We start from the raw sequence: 17,477 nt of genomic DNA, 5'->3' as shown, positions 1-17,477 counted from the left end.
ACCATGGGTAAGAAAGTTCTGATCGCCGGTGAAAGCTGGATGACCACCTCGACCCACGTCAAAGGCGTCGACGAATTCACTGTGCACTCCTACGTCGAAGGCGTCGGACCGCTCAAGGATGCCCTGATCTCCCGCGGACACGACGTGGTGCACATGCCGGCGCACCTGGTGCCGACCCAGTTTCCCGGCAGCGCAGACGCCCTGTCCGCCTACGACGTCATCGTGCTCTCCGACATCGGTGCCAACTCGATTCAGCTCGCGCCCAGCGTCTTCGACCGGTTTCAGGCGGGCGAGGATCGATTGGTCGAGCTCCGGAACTGGGTGCACGACGGCGGTGCACTGCTGATGATCGGCGGGTACCTCTCGTTCTCCGGATTCCAGGCCCGAGCAGCGTTTCGGCAGACGGCACTCGCAGACGCGCTGCCGGTGACGATGCTCGCCGAAGACGATCGCGTGGAGACACCCGGCGGCATGATCCCCGTGGTCGTCGACGGCACGCACCCCACCGTGAGCGCCAGCGGCACCGAGTGGCCGGCCCTACTCGGCTACAACCGCGTGATCGCCAAGGACGGAGTCGCTGTACCCGCCACCATCAACGGCGATCCGCTCGTCGCCGCGGGCACCTACGGCAAAGGCCGCTCGGCGGTCTTCACCTCCGACTGCTCGCCGCACTGGGCACCGCCGGAATTCTGCGAGCAATGGCTCGGATACACCGATCTGTTCGACGGCCTGATCACCTGGCTGTCCGAAGAATGAGTCGATCCACCGAACTGACTGCGCGGCAACATCGCAACCTCGTTGCCGCGCAGCAGGCCAGTTTCATCACCGACTCGATCGGCGGCACACTGCGCGACGACGACTTTCGGCGTTACCTGGTGATCGAGGAAGCGTTCGTGCTCACGGCCGTACGCATCCTGGGACTCGTGGTTGCAGAGTCCGAGTCCCTGGACGACGCAACCGATCACGTGATGTCGCTGTCCAACCTCGTCGGTGAACAGCGCGAATACTTCGCGGGACTGCGCGAGCAGTTTCCCTACGACGGCGATGTGCGCGAGTTGATCGAGAGCTCGTCGATTCTGTCCGACTACGCACTGGGGCTCGCCCGTCGAGACGGAAGGGCTGCGGCTCTGGTGGCCATGTTCGCCGCCGAGACCCTGTACCTGTCCTGGTGTCGCGCAGCACTTGATACGTCGGTCGATCGCGAACCGGCGCTGCAGGAGTGGATAGAAATGCACACCCGCCCCGCCTTCGTGGCACAGGTCGACGCATTGGCCCGCGAGGTCGACGCCATGGACGGTGTGGACGACGCAACGCTGGACGCGTGGTTCGCCGGCATGCTCGCCGCCGAGACCGAGTTCCACAACGCGGCGATGCACTAGTGCCTGCGGCAGTGGTGCGATTGAGCGCCGTCTGGGGCACATAACCACACCACTGCCGTAGGCACTCAGGCTGCGTCGTTGAGTCTGACGAGATCGCGACCCTTGGTTTCCGGTGCCAGGTAGGACGAGACCAGGGTGATCGCGGAGTAGATCACTAGCATCGCCGCGATGGGCCACCAGCTACCCGTCCATGCGGTGAGGCTGGCGGCGAGCAACGGTCCGATCGCGGTGGCGAGGATGCCGCCGATTTCCTTGGCCAGTGCGAGTTGCGTGAAGCGGGTTCGCGCACCGAACAGTTCCGCCATCGTCACGCTCTCGAGTGAGAACAGGCCGAGCACACCGAGATTGAGGGCCAGCACCATTGCGACGACGAGGGCCACTGTGTTGCCGCTCGTGACCATCAGCATCAGTGGGAAAGCCAGAATCATCGTCAGCGCGCTGAGCACCATATAGATCGGACGACGACCGAATCGGTCGCCCAGGATGCCGACGATCGGAATGGTGGCGAAGCCGATGAGGGAACCGTAGACGATCGCACTGGTGGCAATGGAACGATCGATCAGCAGCGTCGACGCGATGTAGCCAACCAGGAATGTCTGGATCAGCCCGGAGTTGCCGGCCTGACCGAACCGCAGACCCAGCGCGATGAAGAACGCGCGGCCCTTCTTCTGCTTGAGGCCGGACTCGAGAACGCTGACCTTCAGTTCGTCGTCGGTCTTCTCGATCTCGTCGCGTGAGAGGGCCACACCGTCGACCACATCGGCACGCTCCTCGAAGACCGGGCTCTCCCTCAGGTTGGAGCGCAACCACACCGCGAAGATCATCAGGAAGAAGCTCGCGAGGAACGGTACGCGCCAGCCCCAGCTGAGCAACTGATCCTCGGACAATACAGCGAGCAGCAAGGCCCAGATGGCGGACGCAGCAAGGGTTCCGGAGTTGGTGCCCAGGGAGACGAGTGAGGCGATGAGGCCTCGACGCTTGTCCGGTGCGTACTCGACCAACATGACCGTGGCACCGGCGATTTCGGCTCCGGCGCCGAATCCCTGGATGAGGCGAAGGGCGACGAGCAGGATCGGGGCCATGATGCCGATCGCGTCGTACGTCGGGAGCGCACCGATGAGGGTGGTGGAGGCACCCATCATCGCGATGGTGATGAACAGGACCTTCTTTCGACCGATTCGATCGCCCATCCGGCCGAAGTAGATGGCACCGACCAGGCGCGCGACATAGCCGACGCCGTACGTGGCCATGGCGGCGATCAATCCGATCGCCGGGCTGACGTCGGGGAAGAAGATGCGATTGAAGACGATCGCGGCGGCGAGCGAATACAGCTGGAAGTCCATGAACTCCATTGCCGTACCCAGCCAACCGGACATCGCCGCCTTGGTGAGGTCTTTCGTGCTGCGAGTCGGGACGGCGGTGTTACCGCGATCGTCCGTCGATTCGTTGGTGTCCTGTGACATCCGAAGCTCCATTGCTGGTGATGATCGATGAGTTCATGATGCGAGTTCGCCGCGGGCCTACGTGAGACCGGTGCCTCATCGAGGGAGGTTGGTGGCGCTCGCCACAGTGATATACAAGCACTGTTATACCAATCCGTCAATGACCCTTCGCGAACCGAACTACGCGCTGGACAACGCACTCGCAGAACGGGCCAGTTCCTCGATCGAGGCCCAGTCCCCCGCCTGCACGAGCGAGCGAGGCGTGAGCCAGCTACCGCCGACGCACACCACGTTGGGCAGCGCCAAGTAGTCGACGGCGTTCTGCGGAGTGATCCCACCGGTGGGGCAGAACGTCAAGTGCGGCAAAGGACCCGCCAGAGCCCCCAGCGCCGATGCCCCTCCCGACGACTCGGCCGGAAAGAACTTCATCTCGGTCGATCCGCTCTCGCCAACTGTCATCGCTTCGGTCGCCGTCGACACGCCCGCCAGAAGCGGAACCGGCAGCGCGCGGGCCGCGTCGAGCAGCCCCCTCGGGGATCCGGGCGAGACCAGGAATCGCGAGCCGGCATCCACCGATCTCAGCGCGTCCTCGCGGGTCAGCACCGTTCCCGCCCCGATGACTACCTCCGGCACGTTCGCAGCGATTGCTGCGATGGCACCGAGAGCGGCCTCGGATCGCAGCGTCATCTCGATGATGCCGATACCGCCGGCATACAGAGCCCGAGCCAGCGGAACCGCATCCTCGACCCGATCGATGACGACAACCGGAATAACAGGGCTTACGCGCAATACATAACGGGCAGTCAGGTTTTCGAGCAATTCTTTGTGTTCGGAGGTCATGTCAACACTCGTTTCCACTCGCTCAGCGAGTCGGTCCGTAGGAAGTCGGTCCACGCAACGACCTGCGTGCCGAACGGTGAAGTGGCCCCGAGATCGGGCCCGAAGATGGAGTCGATACCGAGCAGGTCCGACGCCGATCCGGCACGGGACAGCTGTATCGACAACGGATCATCCAGCACACGTCCGGCTTTCGCTTCCTCCAGCACGAAAGCGCACCAGGCCCCGACGGCGAGAGCGAGCATGCCCGTCGAGCCACCGGCGGACGTTGCATCACGCACAGTCCCCAACAGGCGCGGACCGAGCTTCTGTGATCCGTCCATCGCCACCTGCCGGGTGGTGTGTTTCAGCGCCGGGTTGGCGAATCGCACCCGGACCTCGTCGCCGTACCCGACAGCATCCATTCCAGCCGCCATCGTCGGTGCGACGTCTCGGAGAACCATTGTCCGGCAGATCTCGTCGAGCACCGGATCCCCGACCGCCTCGGCGATGGTGCTGTGACCACGGAGGATGCCGAGGTACGCCAGCACCGAGTGGGTGCCATTGAGCACCCGCAGCTTCATCGTCTCCCAGGGCTCCACGTCGTCGACGAACTGCACGCCCACTCGCTCCCACGCCGGCCGTGGACCCGCGAAATCGTCCTCGATCACCCACTGCCGAAACGGTTCGCACACCACCAGAGCATCGTCGCGTAGGCCGGTTCTTCGCTCGTTGTCCGCCCTGTCGTCGTCAGTGGTAGCGGGCACGATTCGATCGACCATGCTGCTGGGGAACGTCACTCGACGCGTGATCCATTCGGCCAGGCCGTCGTTGCGGTCACGGGCAGCGACGAAAGCGTGGACCAGCTCGGACAGAATTCGACCGTTCGACGGCAGGTTGTCGCAGCACAGCACCGTCAGAGGCGAATCGCCTGCCATGCGCCGAGCCAACCCCGCCACCAACTGCCCGACCACCGTACGCGGCGGCCTACCGCTCAGATCGGCCACGATCTCCGGATCGTCCAGACGCAGTCGGCCCGACGCAGGGTCGAGCCGGTATCCCTTCTCGGTGACCGTCAGAGTGACGATGTGCGTTCCCGGATCGGCGATGGCCTCGACAACTGCGTCGGGGTTCGCGGTTGCGTTCCGTACGTCGAGCATCGAGCCGACGACGGTGGCCGTAGTCTCCTCGATCCCCTTCTGCACCAGGGTGAACAACCCGTCCTGTGGGGCGAGCTGCTCCACCACGGTATTGCTTCGCTGAGTGAAACCCGTGATGCCCCAGTTCGTTTCCCCGGTCAACAGTGCGGCCTCGTAAGTGAACGCTGCCTGATGCGCCCGGTGGAACGCTCCGACGCCGAGATGCACGATTCCACTGGAGGTGGGACGGGCGACCGAGGCCGTCGCGTCGGACAACCGTGTGGACGCCGTCATGTCGCTACTCGCTCGCTGAGGTATCGCTCACTGTGGCGGCGGATCTCGTCGAGCGGTGCGATGAGACCGGTGCCGCCGCGTCCACCGACGCTCAGCGATGCCGCTGCTGCAGCCATGGCCGCGGCCTCGCGAAGATCGTCGCCGAGAGCGAGACGCGCAGTCAGGGTGCCGGCGAACACATCACCGGCACCGGTCTGATCGATCACTTGGAGGGCGGGAATCACCGGCTGATGGGACCGTCCCTCCTCGGCGAAGATGCTCGACCCTTCGGAACCCTGGGTGACCACCACAGAGCGCGCACCCCAGCCCATCAGGGACGCCGCAGCACTCGCAGGATCGTCTGTGCCGAGAAGCAATTCGATCTCACTCGGTGCCGACGGCACCATCACCTCGCAGTAGGGGGCGATGTTCTGCAGGAAGTCGCGCGCCTGATCGGCCGTCGTCAACCTGGGGCGGAAGTTGGGGTCGTAGACAAATCTGCCCGAATGCTGCGCCACGTGCAGCATCGTGCGGGCGAGGGTCGGCGACAGTGCCGCAGCGATCCCGCCGCCCAAGACGGCACCCGCATGCTCGATCACGCCCACGGGCAGGTCCGCCACGTCGAGCTGGCTGCCCACCGAACCGGCTCGGGCATAGGAGAACTGGCGATTACCCTCAGGATCGATGTGCAGGAAGTAGACACCCTGCTGGCCGGGGACCCGACGAATGTAGGTGTCGTCGATGCCGAGCTCACGAATTCGCCGACAGACAGCGTCGCCGAGCTCGTCGTCGGATACCCGCGCGACGAGGGCTACCGAAGCCCCCGCAGCAGCAGCCGCGGCACCTGCGTTGACGACATCGCCCGATACTCCGAGCACACCGTCTGCTCCGTGCCGAAAGACCTCGGTGGTCGAGACCTCGACGAGCGGCTCGCCGAGCAGGACTACATCGAACTGCGTTGTGGTCATGTGGCGCTTCACCAATCGTGCATACTGCCGTCGAGACGGCGATTGACGGGCAGGTACTTGGGGTTGTACGGGTACTTCGCGGCAGCCTCTTCGTTCACCTCGACGCCGATGCCCGGCTGGTTTCCCGGATGCATGAAGCCGTCGGTGAAGGTGTAACTCGTCTGGAACACATCGCCCGTCGGGTCGACGTGCCCCATGTACTCCTGCACTCCGAAGTTGGGAATCGACAGATCCACGTGCAACGCGGCAGCGAGGGAAACCGGCGAAAGATCGCCCGCACCATGAGATCCCGATCGAACGCCGTACAGATCGGCCAGCGAGAAGATTCTGCGCAGATGGGTGATACCGCCGGCGTGCGAGACCGACGCGCGGATGTAGTCGATCCACCGGTTGGTGATCAGATCCTGGCAGTCCCAGATCGAGTTGAAGATCTCGCCGACGGCAATCGGGGTGGTGGTGTGCTGACGAATGACGGCGAAAGCGCTCTGATCCTCGGCGGGGGTGGGATCTTCGATCCAGAACATGCGCATCTCTTCGAGGTCTCGCCCGAGTCGTCCCGCTTCGATCGGGCTCAGACGGTGATGTACGTCGTGGAGCAGGTGGAAGTCGAACCCGTGACGTTCACGCACGGCACCGAGCATCTGCGGTGCGAACCGCATGTACGGGGCGGTATCCCACGAGTCCTCCTGCGGCGCAGCGCCGGATGCAGGTTCGTAGAAGCCGTCGACCGGAATTCCGTAGGTCTTCTTCAGGCCGGGAATGGCCGACTGGGCACGAATTGCTTTGTAGCCCTTGTCGAGATGCGCTTGGACGTCGTCGAGCATCTCTTCGATGCTGCCGCCGCTGGCGTGCCCGTAGACCATGATCCCGTCTCGTGCAGCACCACCGAGGAGCTGGTAGACCGGCATATCGGCGGCCTTGCCCTTGATGTCCCACAGTGCGACGTCGACCGCTGCGATGGCTGTCATCGTCACCGGACCACGCCGCCAGTAGGCACCCTTGTACAGGTACTGCCAGATGTCTTCGATCCGGTGGGGATCGCGTCCGATCAGGAGCGGCGCAATGTGGTCCTTCAGGTACGACTCGACCGCGAGCTCGCGTCCGTTCAGAGTCGCATCACCCCACCCGACGATGCCCTCGTCGGTGGTGATCTTGAGCGTGACGTAGTTGCGGCCCGGAGCCGTCACGATGACGGTGGCGTCGATGATTTTCATTGCGGTCCTTGCGAAGTGGTGTCGATGACGATCTTGAGCTGGGTGGGGTCGGTGAGCGCGGCCTCGAGCGCTGCAGCCGATTCGGCCAACGGGTACGTCGATGTGACGAGTGCGGCGAGGTCCACTCGCGCCGATCCGGCGAGTGCGATCGCGTCGGCGAATGCCGAAGGGCCATAGCGGAAGCACCCGCGGATATCGAGCTCCCAGCGTTGCACTGCTCCGATGGGGAATTCGGCGACCGCGCGTCCCGGCACGCCGACGAGCGCCAGGATGCCTGCCGGGCCGAGGGAGCGTGCTGCATCGGCAATGGCTCCGGGATGGCCCGAGCAGTCGAACGCGATGTCGAAGGTGCCCTCGGGCAGTGCATCTTCGCCCGAGCGCAACGTCGTGGTGGCACCGAGCGCTGCCGCGACCTCGAGCCGCGCGGGTGCGACGTCGGTGATGGTCGTCTCCGATGCGCCCAGGGCAATGACCGTCTGCAGAACCAGCAGTCCGATGGGCCCGGCACCGGTGATCGCGATGCGCTTGCCCAACACCGACCCGACCCTGGCTGCGGCCCACGCTGCGACGGCCAAGGGCTCGATCAGCGCAGCGACGCCGTCGTCGATCGAATCCGGGAGCGGGTGCGCGAATTCGGCTGTCAGGACAACGGATTGCCGCAGCAGTCCATGGTTCGGTGGGGATCCGAAGCAGACGACACTGGGGCAGACGTTGTAGTGACCGCTCAGACTCAGCGGCGAGGTGCCGTTCGGAACCGCGGGCTCGATGGCCACTCGCTGGCCGATTCGGTCCTGAGACACGCCCGCGCCGACCTCGGTGATGACCCCGAATCCCTCGTGCCCCAATACGGTGGGCTGCGTCAGCGAGTTGGAGCCGTTGCGGCCGTCGGCGTAGTAGTGCAGGTCGGAGCCACACAGGCTCACGCCGTGTACCTCCACCCTGACCTGGCCGTCGCCGACCTGCATACGGTCGATCTTCTCGATCCTCAGGTCACGTGGACCGTGCAGAACGGCCGCCTCGTCGTTGCCGCTGATCACTGCCATCGCTGTAGAGCCTCCGCCGTAGTGCCTTGAATATCAGTACTACCATACTAGTGACCGAGGGCACTTCGTCAAGGGTTCGGCGCTGCGGGTCACCCGGCACCCCGCGTTAGTCTTGACCGGTGAGCACACAGAGCAGCAGGAAAGTCACCGCACGAGAGCGGGCGTACAGAGAATTACGCCTACGCATCGTGTCCTTGACGCTCCCCCCGGGTAGCCCGCTGTCGGAGAACGAACTCGCCGAGCAGATGTCCGTGAGCCGCACACCCGTCCGTGAGAGCTTGATCCTGCTGGCCGAAGAGGGCCTGGTTCAGGTCTTTCCGCAACTCGGTACATTCGTCTCACGCGTCGACACCGAGCGTGTTGCCGATGCCCAATTCGTCCGGGAGGCAATAGAAACCGCGTCGCTCAGCGATGCGGTCACGGCTCGGTCAGACGACGATCTGGCCGCGTTGCGGGCAAATCTCGCTGCGCAGGCCGAGCCCGGAATCGACATGGACCAGTTCTTCGAGCTGGACGAGCAATTCCACCAGTTACTCCTTGCGGCCGGTGGACATTCCGCCGCATGGCGATCCGTCGAATCGGCGAAGGCTCATCTGGACCGAGCACGACGACTGGGGCTTCGTGACACTCGGCCCATTCCCGACCTGATCGAACAACACACCGCAATAGTCGACGGCCTCGAAGCACGAGACTTCGAGGCCGCCGCTCGGTCGATGCGCGAGCATCTGCGTGCCGTGTTCGCCGATGTCGAATACATCAAGAACAAGAGCCCACACCTGTTCTCCAACAGCAACGAACGACCGACACGCAAAGTCGTCTCCAGCTGGGAGTAGGTGCGGCTCCGCCGCAGTGGTGCGATTAAGTGCCGCAGGGGGCACTCAACCGCACCACTGCTTCGGCATTACAGGCGCTCGACGATGGTGGCGTTCGAAAGACCACCCGCCTCGCACATCACCTGTAGCCCGAATCGCTGCTCGCGCTCGGCGAGGGCATGAACCATCGTGGTCATGATGCGTGCACCACTGCCGCCCAGGGGATGACCGATGGCGATGGCTCCGCCGTTGACGTTGACCTTGTTCAGGTCCGCGCCGGTCTCCTTGGCCCATGCGAGCACCACGGATGCGAAGGCCTCGTTCACCTCGAACAGGTCGATGTCGTTCATGGTCAGCCCCGCTTTGGCGAGCACCTTCTTCGTCGCCGGGATGACTGCGGTGAGCATCATCAGCGGATCGTCGCCGACCACCGCGAAGCTGTGCAGCCTGGCCATCGGGGTGAGGCCGAGCTGTCGAGCCTTGTCGCTGGTGGTGATCATGACCGCTGCGCTACCGTCGTTGACCTGACTTGCGTTGCCCGCGGTGATGTTCCACCCGATTTCCGGGAATCGCTGCGCCATGGCGTCGCTGTAGTAGGCCGGTCGCAGTCCGGCCAGGGTCTCCAGCGTGGATCCGGTGCGAATTCCCTCGTCGCGGTCGAGCCCACGAATAGCGCTGATCTCCCGCTTGAAACGTCCCTCTTCGGTGGCTGCGGCTGCCTTCGCATGACTCGACAAGGCGAACTCGTCCATCTCGGTGCGGCTGATACCCCACTTCGCCGCGATCAGTTCGGCGCTGATTCCCTGCGGCACCAGACCTTCCGGGTACCTCTCGGTGAAACCGACTCCTGACGGATCCTCGGTTCCTACCAGGTTCGAGCCCATCGGAATGCGGCTCATCGACTCCGAACCGGTAGCCACGGCCAGGTCGTAAGCACCGGAGATGACACCCTGCGCAGCGAAATGTATTGCCTGCTGGCTACTTCCACACTGCCGGTCGACGGTGGTTGCGGGTACCGATTCCGGATAGCCCGCCGCCAGCGCCGCACGCCGAGTCATGTTCGACGCCTGATCCCCTACCGCGGTGACAACTCCGCCGATGACGTCGTCGATCTGGTTCGGGTCTATCCCGCTGCGCTGCACTACTTCCCGCAGGCTGTGGGCCATCAGGTCGACTGGATGCTCGGGATGCAACGTGCCGTTCGCTTTGCCCCGCCCGACCGGGGTTCTCACTGCCTCGACGATGACTGCGTCTCTCATGACGGCTCCTTGTCAGATCGATCCGTTCCTATCGGATCGCTGACACCACGGTACGAGCTGGCTTTAGTTTTGTAAAGCCAGTAGGATCGTGACATGCCACTCCACATGGACGGCCCACTGTCCGACCTCGACACCTGGACAGCCGGCGACCGATGCTCCATTGCACGCGCCTTGTCCGTGGTCGGCACGCGATCGACCATGCTCATCCTGCGCGAGGCCTTCTACGGAACCACCCGCTTCGACGACTTCAGCCGACGCGTCGGCATCACCGACGCCAGCAGTGCGGCCCGCCTCAAAGAGCTGGTGGAGGTTGGGATCTTCGTCAAACAGCCCTACCGACCGGACAAGGGCAGAACGCGCTACGAATACGTTCTGACGAGGATGGGCGAGGATCTGCTGCCCGTCATCCTCGGGCTCATGCAGTGGGGCGACCAGTACCTGCAAGACGACGACGGGCCACTCGACGTCGTCGATTCACACGGCGAGCCCGTGCGCGTACGGGTCACCGACGACCGCGGTTCCGAACTGCCGATGAACGAGTTGCGAATACGGATACGCTGAGCCCGTGGTGAAGTCGCGGTGGATCGGCGCAGCTCTCGGACTGACCCTGGCCGTCGCCTTCTCACTGCTGTGGCAGTTCGCCGCACCTCTCTCAGCGTTCGATGCGACGGCCCTTCCCGGCGAAACAGGAAGCGTGACCATCGTCGGCTACTCGATTGCGTTCGTGGAGACGGGCCCACACTGGCTTGCCCCCTCACTGATCATCAGCGCCGTAACACTGTGCGCCTCAGCTGCGGCCGCCCAGGCGCGAAACCGGCTCGGCCACAACGACACCGATGCATCGAATTTCCGCTGCACGTGGTGGCCGTTGCCGACCTCGGCGCTGCTTGCGATCACCGTGTGGACAGTCGCCACAGTCGATCCGCCGGCGAGCGCCGGCGTCGACATGGTTCATCCCGACTCGATCGCTGCTCAGATGTCTCGGTCGCCACTGTTCCGCGATTCGAGCACGGTCTTCCTGATCGAATGCCTGACCATCTCGATCGCGATCGGTGCCGTCTTCACAGCTGGCCAGCGCGCCGCAGACGGCTGCAGGCGATCATGAAGGGAGCGGCTTCACCCGTTCCGCTCGGTATCGGTACCAGTCCTGCTCGGCCTCGGGCCCGTATTCCGCAACCAAATCCACGTACTCGACCGTCACGTGCTGACCCGGGTACAGCATGCGAAACGCCGATCCCTCGATGCTGGAGTAGAACACCCAACAGCCACCAGGAAGTTCGGGCGCGTCGAGCACACCCCAGCCTTCCTCACCGTTGAATTCGCGAACCACCGCTCGTGTCGTCGAGGTCGGTACCGGCTCGGGCATGAACGGCTGAGCGTCGTCCGACGCGACAAAATCAGTGATGCTGCCGTCTGGGCTGTACGTCCACGACGCTCCACGGAACGTCGGCTCGCCAGCGCTTCTGAAGAAGACCAAGATACCTGCGCCGGCGACGGCCAACGCCGCCAGGACATAGCCCCTCTGCCTCGAATACCCGATACCCACCGCCTGACGGTACCTGCACAGGCTCCTCGGCAACGAGTGCGTCGCAACCGCTCTCACACCGCCTCGACGGCGAGTGCGACTCCGATACCGATGAACAACACCCCGATCGCTCGGCTCCAGGACGCCGAGTTCGACGAACCGCTGGCCAGGCGGCCCACAGCGGCGGTGACCACTGCCCAGACCGCCAATCCTATTGCCACATCGACGATTCCGAGTAGACCGATCTGCAGGGGAAGTGCCCCATCGGCATCGACGAACTGCGGCAGAAGCGCGACGAAGAACAGAACTGCTTTGGGATTGAGCAAGTTCGTCACCAGTCCCATGCGAAACCATCGCACGTCGGACGTCGCACTGCCTTCGGACGACGACTGCCGCAGCGCCGAGATGCCCAGCCACACCAGGTACAGACCTCCGAGGACCTGAATGATGTTCAGCGCGGTCGGCGATCGAGAGATGAGCAGCGACAGCCCCACCACCGCTGCAACCATGTGCACACACAGTCCGGTCTGCGCGCCGAGGCCCGCTCGCCACCCCGCGGCGCGGCTGCTCGCTGCCGCTCGGGCCACCACCGCGAAGTCAGGACCGGGTATCGCGTAGGCCAGGAGCACCACGCCGAGGAACGGTAACCATCGGATATCCGTCATTGTCTCGACGGCATCTGATGCTTTTCGATACGTAAACCGTTAGAGTCCGGTTATGGATTGGAACTGGCTCGGCGACCACTTCGCACTCGACGTGGTCAACACCGTGCAGTTGCAGCGCGGCATCTACGCCGAATTGATCGACTCGGTCGCCGACCTCCAGGACTGGGCCGAACTGCAAGGCGCGCGAGTGCCCGAGGTCATCCCCGACGGTGCCGACATCGTCACGTTCAAGGTGACGCGCGATCACATGCTGTCGCTACTGCGGGCGGTGGCGTCGAACATGGATGTTCCGCGGGAAAGCGTCGAACACATCGATGAGATTGCCCGACGCCATCCGGTGACCCGACGGCTCGATCTCGGCGACGGCGGTGGCGTCGGAGATGTTGTGGGAACCGATGATCCGATCGAATCACTGTGCGCGCGTGGGGCGTCCGCAGTCATCGATCTAGTCAACGGGCCGGATCGCGCACGGTTGGCCTTGTGCGACGCTCCGCGATGCGGTCAACTGTTTCTGCAGGATCGGCCCAATCAGCAATGGTGTTGCAGCGCATGCGGGAATCGCGCGCGTGCGGCACGACACCACGCAAAGGAGAAGCGCGGATCATGAACATTTCGGTACGCCAGGTGGTACTCGACTGCACCGACGCCCGCCAACTCGCCGAGTTCTATCGGCAACTCCTGGGATTCGAATACGTCCCCGGCGACGCCGAAACGATCGACCCGGACTGGCTCGCCATCAACGCACCCGACGGCTCGTGGCGCATCACGTTCCAGCAGATCGAGGCTCTTCCCGAAGCAACGTGGCCGGACGGCGAACACCCGCAGATGGCGCACCTCGATTTCATGGTGAGCACCGTGGAAGAACTCGACGAAGAACACTCGCGTGCAATGGAACTGGGCGCGCGCCTGCTGCGGGACCTACACGACGATCCGGAAGAACCGATCCGTATCTACGCCGATCCGGCCGGCCACCCCTTCTGCATCTTCGTAGGGGCCTGAACCTGGCGCACATTTACGCCCCTCGCTGGAATCCGCACCCCCCGCACGGGGCGTGGATTCCCAAACGGGGCGTCAATCCCGACACCAACACATCAGCTCCCCACATTCGGATAACCGACGCCGATCGGAGTCAGAAATCCAAAACTGGGGAGCCGATACGCGGCAAAGGGCAGGCACTCAGCCCAATTGCACCGTTGCCGTAGCGCGGTGACCGAAGATTCGCTTGCCCTCGAATGTCGCACCGATGGACACCACAGCGGTTCGAGTCGCCTCGTCCTTCGACTTGATCTTGCCGCTGAAGACGATTTCGGCCGGCTTGTGCGTGTCCACCGGGATCGGGGTGGTGAAGCGAACGGTGTAATCCTTGACGGCACCCGGATCGCCGAGCCACTCGCTGATGTATCCGCCGCCGACGCCCATGGTGAGCATGCCGTGCGCCAGGACGTTCTCGAGGTCGATCATCTTGGCGAACTTCTCGTCCCAGTGAATCGGATTCGCATCACCCGCGACGCCGGCGTAGTTCACCAGATCTCCGCGAGTCAATCGCACAGTGCGCGTGGGCAACTCGTCGCCGACGCTCACCTCGTCGAACGTCCGCGTCGGCTGTCCCCGGTATTCCTCGACGATGAGCGGCTCGTGCTCCTGAGGGGTGGACAGGGTGTCGTGCTCGCTCGCGTTGGCGACTGCTGCGTCCATCGACGCGCCGAACATCACCAGGTTGCGGGCGGCGTCGGCGATGGCCGGGTCGATTTCACCGGACCGTCCGACGAGCAGGGTGGTGTAGGTGGTCTGCACCAGTTCGTTCTTCTGGTTGGACACGACGTTCTTGGTGACCATCATGTCTCTGCCCATGACCGTCTTGAAGGAGTCGAGCGAGACGTCGCACGTCAGCTGGTCGCCGGCCAGGATGGGCTTCTGGAAGATCAGCACCTGGTCGGTCTGCAGAATCTGGCTCAGGTCGTAGCCCTCGGCGATGGACTCGAGGAGCTTCTTCTGCGCGAGCGTGCCGACCAAGGACATGAATGTCAGAGGTGCAACCAGAGCGCTGTGCCCCAGCGCGGCCGCGGCATCGCCGTCCCAGTGCGCGGGGTGGAAGTCCTGGACCGCGCGGGCGTACTCACGAATCTTCTCGCGACCCACCTCGTAGTAGTCCTCGGTGCGGTAGTGATAACCGACCATGCTCCGCGCGTGCTCCGCCGGGTCGAATGCCTGTTCGTCGGCTGCTACCGCGCCGGACTCCGCTACCTGCTCTGCCACTGTTGTCCCACCGTCTCGTCCCCTGCTGTTCATCATTACCCGAGCAACCTACCCAACAACGGCGCAGGTTGGCCAGGCTGGGGCATTCAAGCAGAACGGTGTCGCGGTGCGTCGCGATAGCCCACCATGCCCACCATGGCGCCCTGCTGAGACAACCCACCGGCTCGGCTCATCGCCCCACGCGGATGGTGCTGACGCGACGCAACGACGTCGACGGCCATCAGCGCAGCGCCGTGAGCAGTGAGTGACTCGGGATTTGCGGGCGCGATGACCGGCAACATCAGATCGCGGCGAAACAGCCGGCGAAGCGACGGAAGGTTGGCGCAGCCGCCGACCATCACCAACGCGTTCACGGCACAGGGCGCATCGACGATGACACTGGCCACCCAATCCTCGAGCGAACCGATGCTGCGCTCGAGCACATCGTCGAAGGTGTTGCGCCACAATCGGACCGGTCCACCGACGAACGGGCCATCGACCTCGGCCACCCGCAACCTGGACAATTGTTCCCGAGCCGTGCGAATGGCGACCATCAGGTCGGCTCGCGCGCGATCGGACGTCAGCTCGTGAGCTCCGAACGTAGAGAGCAAGTAGCGCGAAATCTGCTCATCACAACCGATGCCGCCGAACAGCGTGGTACGCACCGAACTGAACACTCTGCCGGTGGCCGGGTCCGCGATGGACATCGTGGTGCCGGACGCCCCGATGTCGCAGATCGCAACGGTACGTGCGCCCTCGAGCTGACCTGTACCTCGCAGATACCGCAGCTGAGCACCGAGCTCCGACGCGACCAACAGACGATCGGCCTCGTACGTGGAGTACGCCGACGTCCGGCCACGGGCACCGGGATCGTCGGGGACGGCCAAGACGATGTCTGCTCGCTCGACCATCTGATCGCGCGACATCGACTCGACCAGATCGAGGGCGACCTGGAGATGGTCGCCGGGGTCGAACGAGTGCACGATGTGGGCCGACCGCACGGATTCGTCGAACGCATCGACGGCGACCCCTCGGGCAGTGGCTGAACCCACCGAGACACCAAGGACTGTTCTCATGTTCCCTCGACTCGAATAGCTACTCCGACCAGCCGATAGTAGCCCTCGAACCGCCCTCTGGACAGTAAAACAGCGAACTATGTGAACTTCCGGTTTGTTTCGGCCGATTCTTCACGCCACCGCGCGGAATTCGACAGCGTCAGGCGACATGATCGAAGGGATCACGGCGGTCGGCCAACAACGGTCCCCAGTCTTCCTGCGCCGACATCATGGCCGCGCCGGCGACACCGTTGGCCGAGTCCATACCGCGGGCCGCGGCCACGATGGAACGGGCCGACTGCACCAGAGACACATCGAAACGAAAGCTGTGCGCCGCCAACTCCGCGAACGCATCCTCGGGACTACAGCCACGCAGCGCGATGAGAACACCCACTGCCCTGTCGATCGTCGTGCGGGTCACCACTTCTACTGCGGCACTGTCGGTCATCGGATACTCACCGTCTACTGGTCGATCACCCGATGGTAGCGAGGCTCGAGCAGAAGTTCAGGTGTCGAAGTGGAATTCACACACCCGTCATAAGAAGGACTTGTCCGAGTATCAAACCCGCTCGCTCACAAGGGAACAGCACGTTTCGGATCACTCGATCCGTTCCACCGTCGGTTCCGCGGAAGGCTCCTCCGGGGTGGACGTGGGCTCGGTTGTCACCGGAACCTCTTCGGTGGTCGTGGGCGGACTCGTGTCCGGAACCTCGGGCTCGGGTTCCGGTTCCGGCTCGGGCTGCGGCTTCGGATCCTTGGTCGGAGTTCGCCCGCCGCCCGGCTCGTCACCGTCGGAGGCGTCGGACGAGTGGCCGCCTCCACCGACGATCGCTCGGTCGGGTTGTCCGCCGCCCGAACCACCGGTGCCCGACGCCGCGTCCGCTGCCGAAGTCGGAACAAGGCCCGCCGGTGGTGGTTCGCTCCACACGCCGACCGGCACCGGTCCGAACGTCGGTGCCTCGAGGGCCTGCGTACTCGAGGGAGCAACAGTCGACGAACCGAGAGGTGCGCCAGTGGAATCGGCCACCACTGTCGCCGACGACGGCGTCTCGGCGACGACGACGGCGTCTGCGGTACCGACCGCGGGACTCCGCTCCGGGCCGGTCGCCGCCAGTGCCCAGACCGTCGCACCGCTGAGCGCGGCCAGTATTGCGATACCCAAGCCGATCATCGTCAGCCGAGCACCGCGCGGGGTGCCCGTCCGATCACCACCGGAAGGACCCCCGACGTCCTCGCCCGCGTCGAGCTCGTCCGCCGACAGCTCGCCCCGCCACGAGGCAGGGCCGGTCGCAGTACCGAAGAGTGCGGCTGTGACTGAGAACGGAACCTCGGCGTCCAACCGCGGATCTCCGGCATCCACCACCCCGACGTCGCGAACAGCATGGGCGACCAAGGCGGCGCGAACGATTCCGCAGAGCGCGATGCTGTCGCAGACCACCGCGGAACCGACGATGTGCAGATCGTTCTGGGCTGCCTGCACCCTCATGATTCCGAGCATCGTGGTGACGGCGTCACCGACACCGCCGGGAGCTGCGGCAACAGAAACAGTGCGGGTGGAAATTGGCCCGAGTTCGGGCAGATCGGCCTCGACCAGGACAGCCGACACTTCTTCGATACCGACATGTACGCCGAGCGCTATGGACATGATCGTC

20 protein-coding genes are annotated in these 17,477 nt (G+C 64.2%); 7 read left to right on the top strand and 13 right to left on the bottom strand.

All coding sequences use genetic code 11. The features are described 5' to 3' along the window. Nucleotides 1–3 precede the first annotated feature (3 nt). Both ACQR3T_RS15645 and ACQR3T_RS15640 read left to right on the top strand, forming a co-directional pair. A complete protein-coding gene (locus ACQR3T_RS15645; protein ID WP_094618939.1) occupies nucleotides 4–756 on the top strand; it encodes a glutamine amidotransferase in 753 nt (250 codons plus the stop codon). Further along, nucleotides 753–1,379 (top strand): TenA family protein, encoded by a 627-nt coding sequence (locus tag ACQR3T_RS15640; protein WP_428694036.1) that lies wholly within the window; start codon nucleotides 753–755, stop codon nucleotides 1,377–1,379. Before ACQR3T_RS15645 ends, ACQR3T_RS15640 begins: the two co-directional genes overlap by 4 nt. A 65-nt stretch (nucleotides 1,380–1,444) precedes the next feature. Here ACQR3T_RS15640 and ACQR3T_RS15635 read toward each other — a convergent pair whose 3' ends face one another. The 6 genes from ACQR3T_RS15635 to ACQR3T_RS15610 form a co-directional block, all read right to left on the bottom strand. Next, nucleotides 1,445–2,842 (bottom strand): MFS transporter, encoded by a 1,398-nt coding sequence (locus ACQR3T_RS15635; RefSeq protein WP_428694035.1) that lies wholly within the window; start codon nucleotides 2,840–2,842, stop codon nucleotides 1,445–1,447. A 159-nt stretch (nucleotides 2,843–3,001) separates the two neighbouring features. Continuing rightward, nucleotides 3,002–3,661 (bottom strand): bifunctional 4-hydroxy-2-oxoglutarate aldolase/2-dehydro-3-deoxy-phosphogluconate aldolase, encoded by a 660-nt coding sequence (gene eda / locus ACQR3T_RS15630; protein ID WP_428694034.1) that lies wholly within the window; start codon nucleotides 3,659–3,661, stop codon nucleotides 3,002–3,004. Further along, entirely contained in the window at nucleotides 3,658–5,070 is a 1,413-nt protein-coding gene (locus ACQR3T_RS15625) for a mannitol dehydrogenase family protein (RefSeq protein ID WP_428694033.1), read from the bottom strand. Before ACQR3T_RS15625 ends, eda begins: the two co-directional genes overlap by 4 nt. Next, nucleotides 5,067–6,017, bottom strand: a complete 951-nt coding sequence (locus ACQR3T_RS15620) for a PfkB family carbohydrate kinase (RefSeq protein WP_428694032.1) — start codon at nucleotides 6,015–6,017, stop codon at nucleotides 5,067–5,069. The genes ACQR3T_RS15625 and ACQR3T_RS15620 overlap by 4 nt, the downstream gene beginning before the upstream one ends. 8 nt (nucleotides 6,018–6,025) lie before the next feature. After that, nucleotides 6,026–7,231 (bottom strand): D-mannonate dehydratase ManD, encoded by a 1,206-nt coding sequence (gene manD, locus ACQR3T_RS15615; protein WP_428694031.1) that lies wholly within the window; start codon nucleotides 7,229–7,231, stop codon nucleotides 6,026–6,028. Then, on the bottom strand, nucleotides 7,228–8,274 hold the full coding sequence (locus ACQR3T_RS15610) for an alcohol dehydrogenase catalytic domain-containing protein (protein WP_428694030.1): 1,047 nt from the start codon (nucleotides 8,272–8,274) through the stop codon (nucleotides 7,228–7,230). The genes manD and ACQR3T_RS15610 overlap by 4 nt, the downstream gene beginning before the upstream one ends. Nucleotides 8,275–8,393: 119 nt before the next feature. On the opposite strand from ACQR3T_RS15610, the gene ACQR3T_RS15605 reads away from it, so the two are divergent. Further along, nucleotides 8,394–9,107 (top strand): GntR family transcriptional regulator, encoded by a 714-nt coding sequence (locus tag ACQR3T_RS15605; RefSeq protein WP_428694029.1) that lies wholly within the window; start codon nucleotides 8,394–8,396, stop codon nucleotides 9,105–9,107. A 68-nt stretch (nucleotides 9,108–9,175) separates the two neighbouring features. Here the strand turns inward: ACQR3T_RS15605 and ACQR3T_RS15600 are convergent, their stop codons facing one another. Beyond that, nucleotides 9,176–10,345: a thiolase family protein gene (locus tag ACQR3T_RS15600; protein WP_428694028.1), complete on the bottom strand. Its 1,170-nt coding sequence runs from the start codon at nucleotides 10,343–10,345 to the stop codon at nucleotides 9,176–9,178. A 93-nt stretch (nucleotides 10,346–10,438) separates the two neighbouring features. On the opposite strand from ACQR3T_RS15600, the gene ACQR3T_RS15595 reads away from it, so the two are divergent. After that, nucleotides 10,439–10,906 carry a winged helix-turn-helix transcriptional regulator gene (locus tag ACQR3T_RS15595; RefSeq protein ID WP_428694027.1) on the top strand — a complete coding sequence of 156 codons (468 nt, stop codon included), beginning with the start codon at nucleotides 10,439–10,441 and terminating at the stop codon, nucleotides 10,904–10,906. A gap of 4 nt (nucleotides 10,907–10,910) precedes the next feature. Beyond that, nucleotides 10,911–11,450: a hypothetical protein gene (locus ACQR3T_RS15590; RefSeq protein ID WP_428694026.1), complete on the top strand. Its 540-nt coding sequence runs from the start codon at nucleotides 10,911–10,913 to the stop codon at nucleotides 11,448–11,450. Here ACQR3T_RS15590 and ACQR3T_RS15585 read toward each other — a convergent pair. Then, nucleotides 11,445–11,891, bottom strand: coding sequence for a hypothetical protein (locus ACQR3T_RS15585; protein ID WP_428694025.1), 447 nt, complete (start codon nucleotides 11,889–11,891; stop codon nucleotides 11,445–11,447). The two genes, ACQR3T_RS15590 and ACQR3T_RS15585, sit on opposite strands and share 6 nt — an antisense overlap. Nucleotides 11,892–11,944: 53 nt before the next feature. Then, nucleotides 11,945–12,535 (bottom strand): LysE family translocator, encoded by a 591-nt coding sequence (locus tag ACQR3T_RS15580; RefSeq protein ID WP_428694024.1) that lies wholly within the window; start codon nucleotides 12,533–12,535, stop codon nucleotides 11,945–11,947. A gap of 52 nt (nucleotides 12,536–12,587) precedes the next feature. Between ACQR3T_RS15580 and ACQR3T_RS15575 the strand changes: the two genes are divergently transcribed. After that, a complete protein-coding gene (locus ACQR3T_RS15575; RefSeq protein WP_428694023.1) occupies nucleotides 12,588–13,142 on the top strand; it encodes a CGNR zinc finger domain-containing protein in 555 nt (184 codons plus the stop codon). Further along, a complete protein-coding gene (locus ACQR3T_RS15570) occupies nucleotides 13,139–13,534 on the top strand; it encodes a VOC family protein (RefSeq protein ID WP_428694022.1) in 396 nt (131 codons plus the stop codon). Before ACQR3T_RS15575 ends, ACQR3T_RS15570 begins: the two co-directional genes overlap by 4 nt. Nucleotides 13,535–13,711: 177 nt before the next feature. Here the strand turns inward: ACQR3T_RS15570 and ACQR3T_RS15565 are convergent, their stop codons facing one another. From ACQR3T_RS15565 to ACQR3T_RS15550, 4 genes are all read right to left on the bottom strand, one after another. Beyond that, nucleotides 13,712–14,827 carry a fused (3R)-hydroxyacyl-ACP dehydratase subunits HadA/HadB gene (locus ACQR3T_RS15565; protein WP_080730506.1) on the bottom strand — a complete coding sequence of 372 codons (1,116 nt, stop codon included), beginning with the start codon at nucleotides 14,825–14,827 and terminating at the stop codon, nucleotides 13,712–13,714. Nucleotides 14,828–14,877: 50 nt separating this feature from the next. Then, the gene (locus tag ACQR3T_RS15560; protein WP_037173203.1) at nucleotides 14,878–15,846 is read right to left on the bottom strand and encodes an Hsp70 family protein; all 969 of its coding nucleotides are present in this window, start codon (nucleotides 15,844–15,846) and stop codon (nucleotides 14,878–14,880) included. A 139-nt stretch (nucleotides 15,847–15,985) separates the two neighbouring features. Continuing rightward, a complete protein-coding gene (locus ACQR3T_RS15555; RefSeq protein ID WP_032377596.1) occupies nucleotides 15,986–16,273 on the bottom strand; it encodes an ANTAR domain-containing protein in 288 nt (95 codons plus the stop codon). A 150-nt stretch (nucleotides 16,274–16,423) separates the two neighbouring features. Beyond that, the gene (locus ACQR3T_RS15550; protein ID WP_428694021.1) at nucleotides 16,424–17,470 is read right to left on the bottom strand and encodes a hypothetical protein; all 1,047 of its coding nucleotides are present in this window, start codon (nucleotides 17,468–17,470) and stop codon (nucleotides 16,424–16,426) included. Nucleotides 17,471–17,477: the final 7 nt, after the last annotated feature.

It is taken from the genome of Rhodococcus sp. IEGM1428, from assembly GCF_050321865.1.
Taxonomy (GTDB): Bacteria; Actinomycetota; Actinomycetes; order Mycobacteriales; family Mycobacteriaceae; genus Rhodococcoides.
The sequence above is the reverse complement of the archived record's forward strand: the minus strand, read 5'-3'. Positions and strand labels throughout refer to the sequence as shown.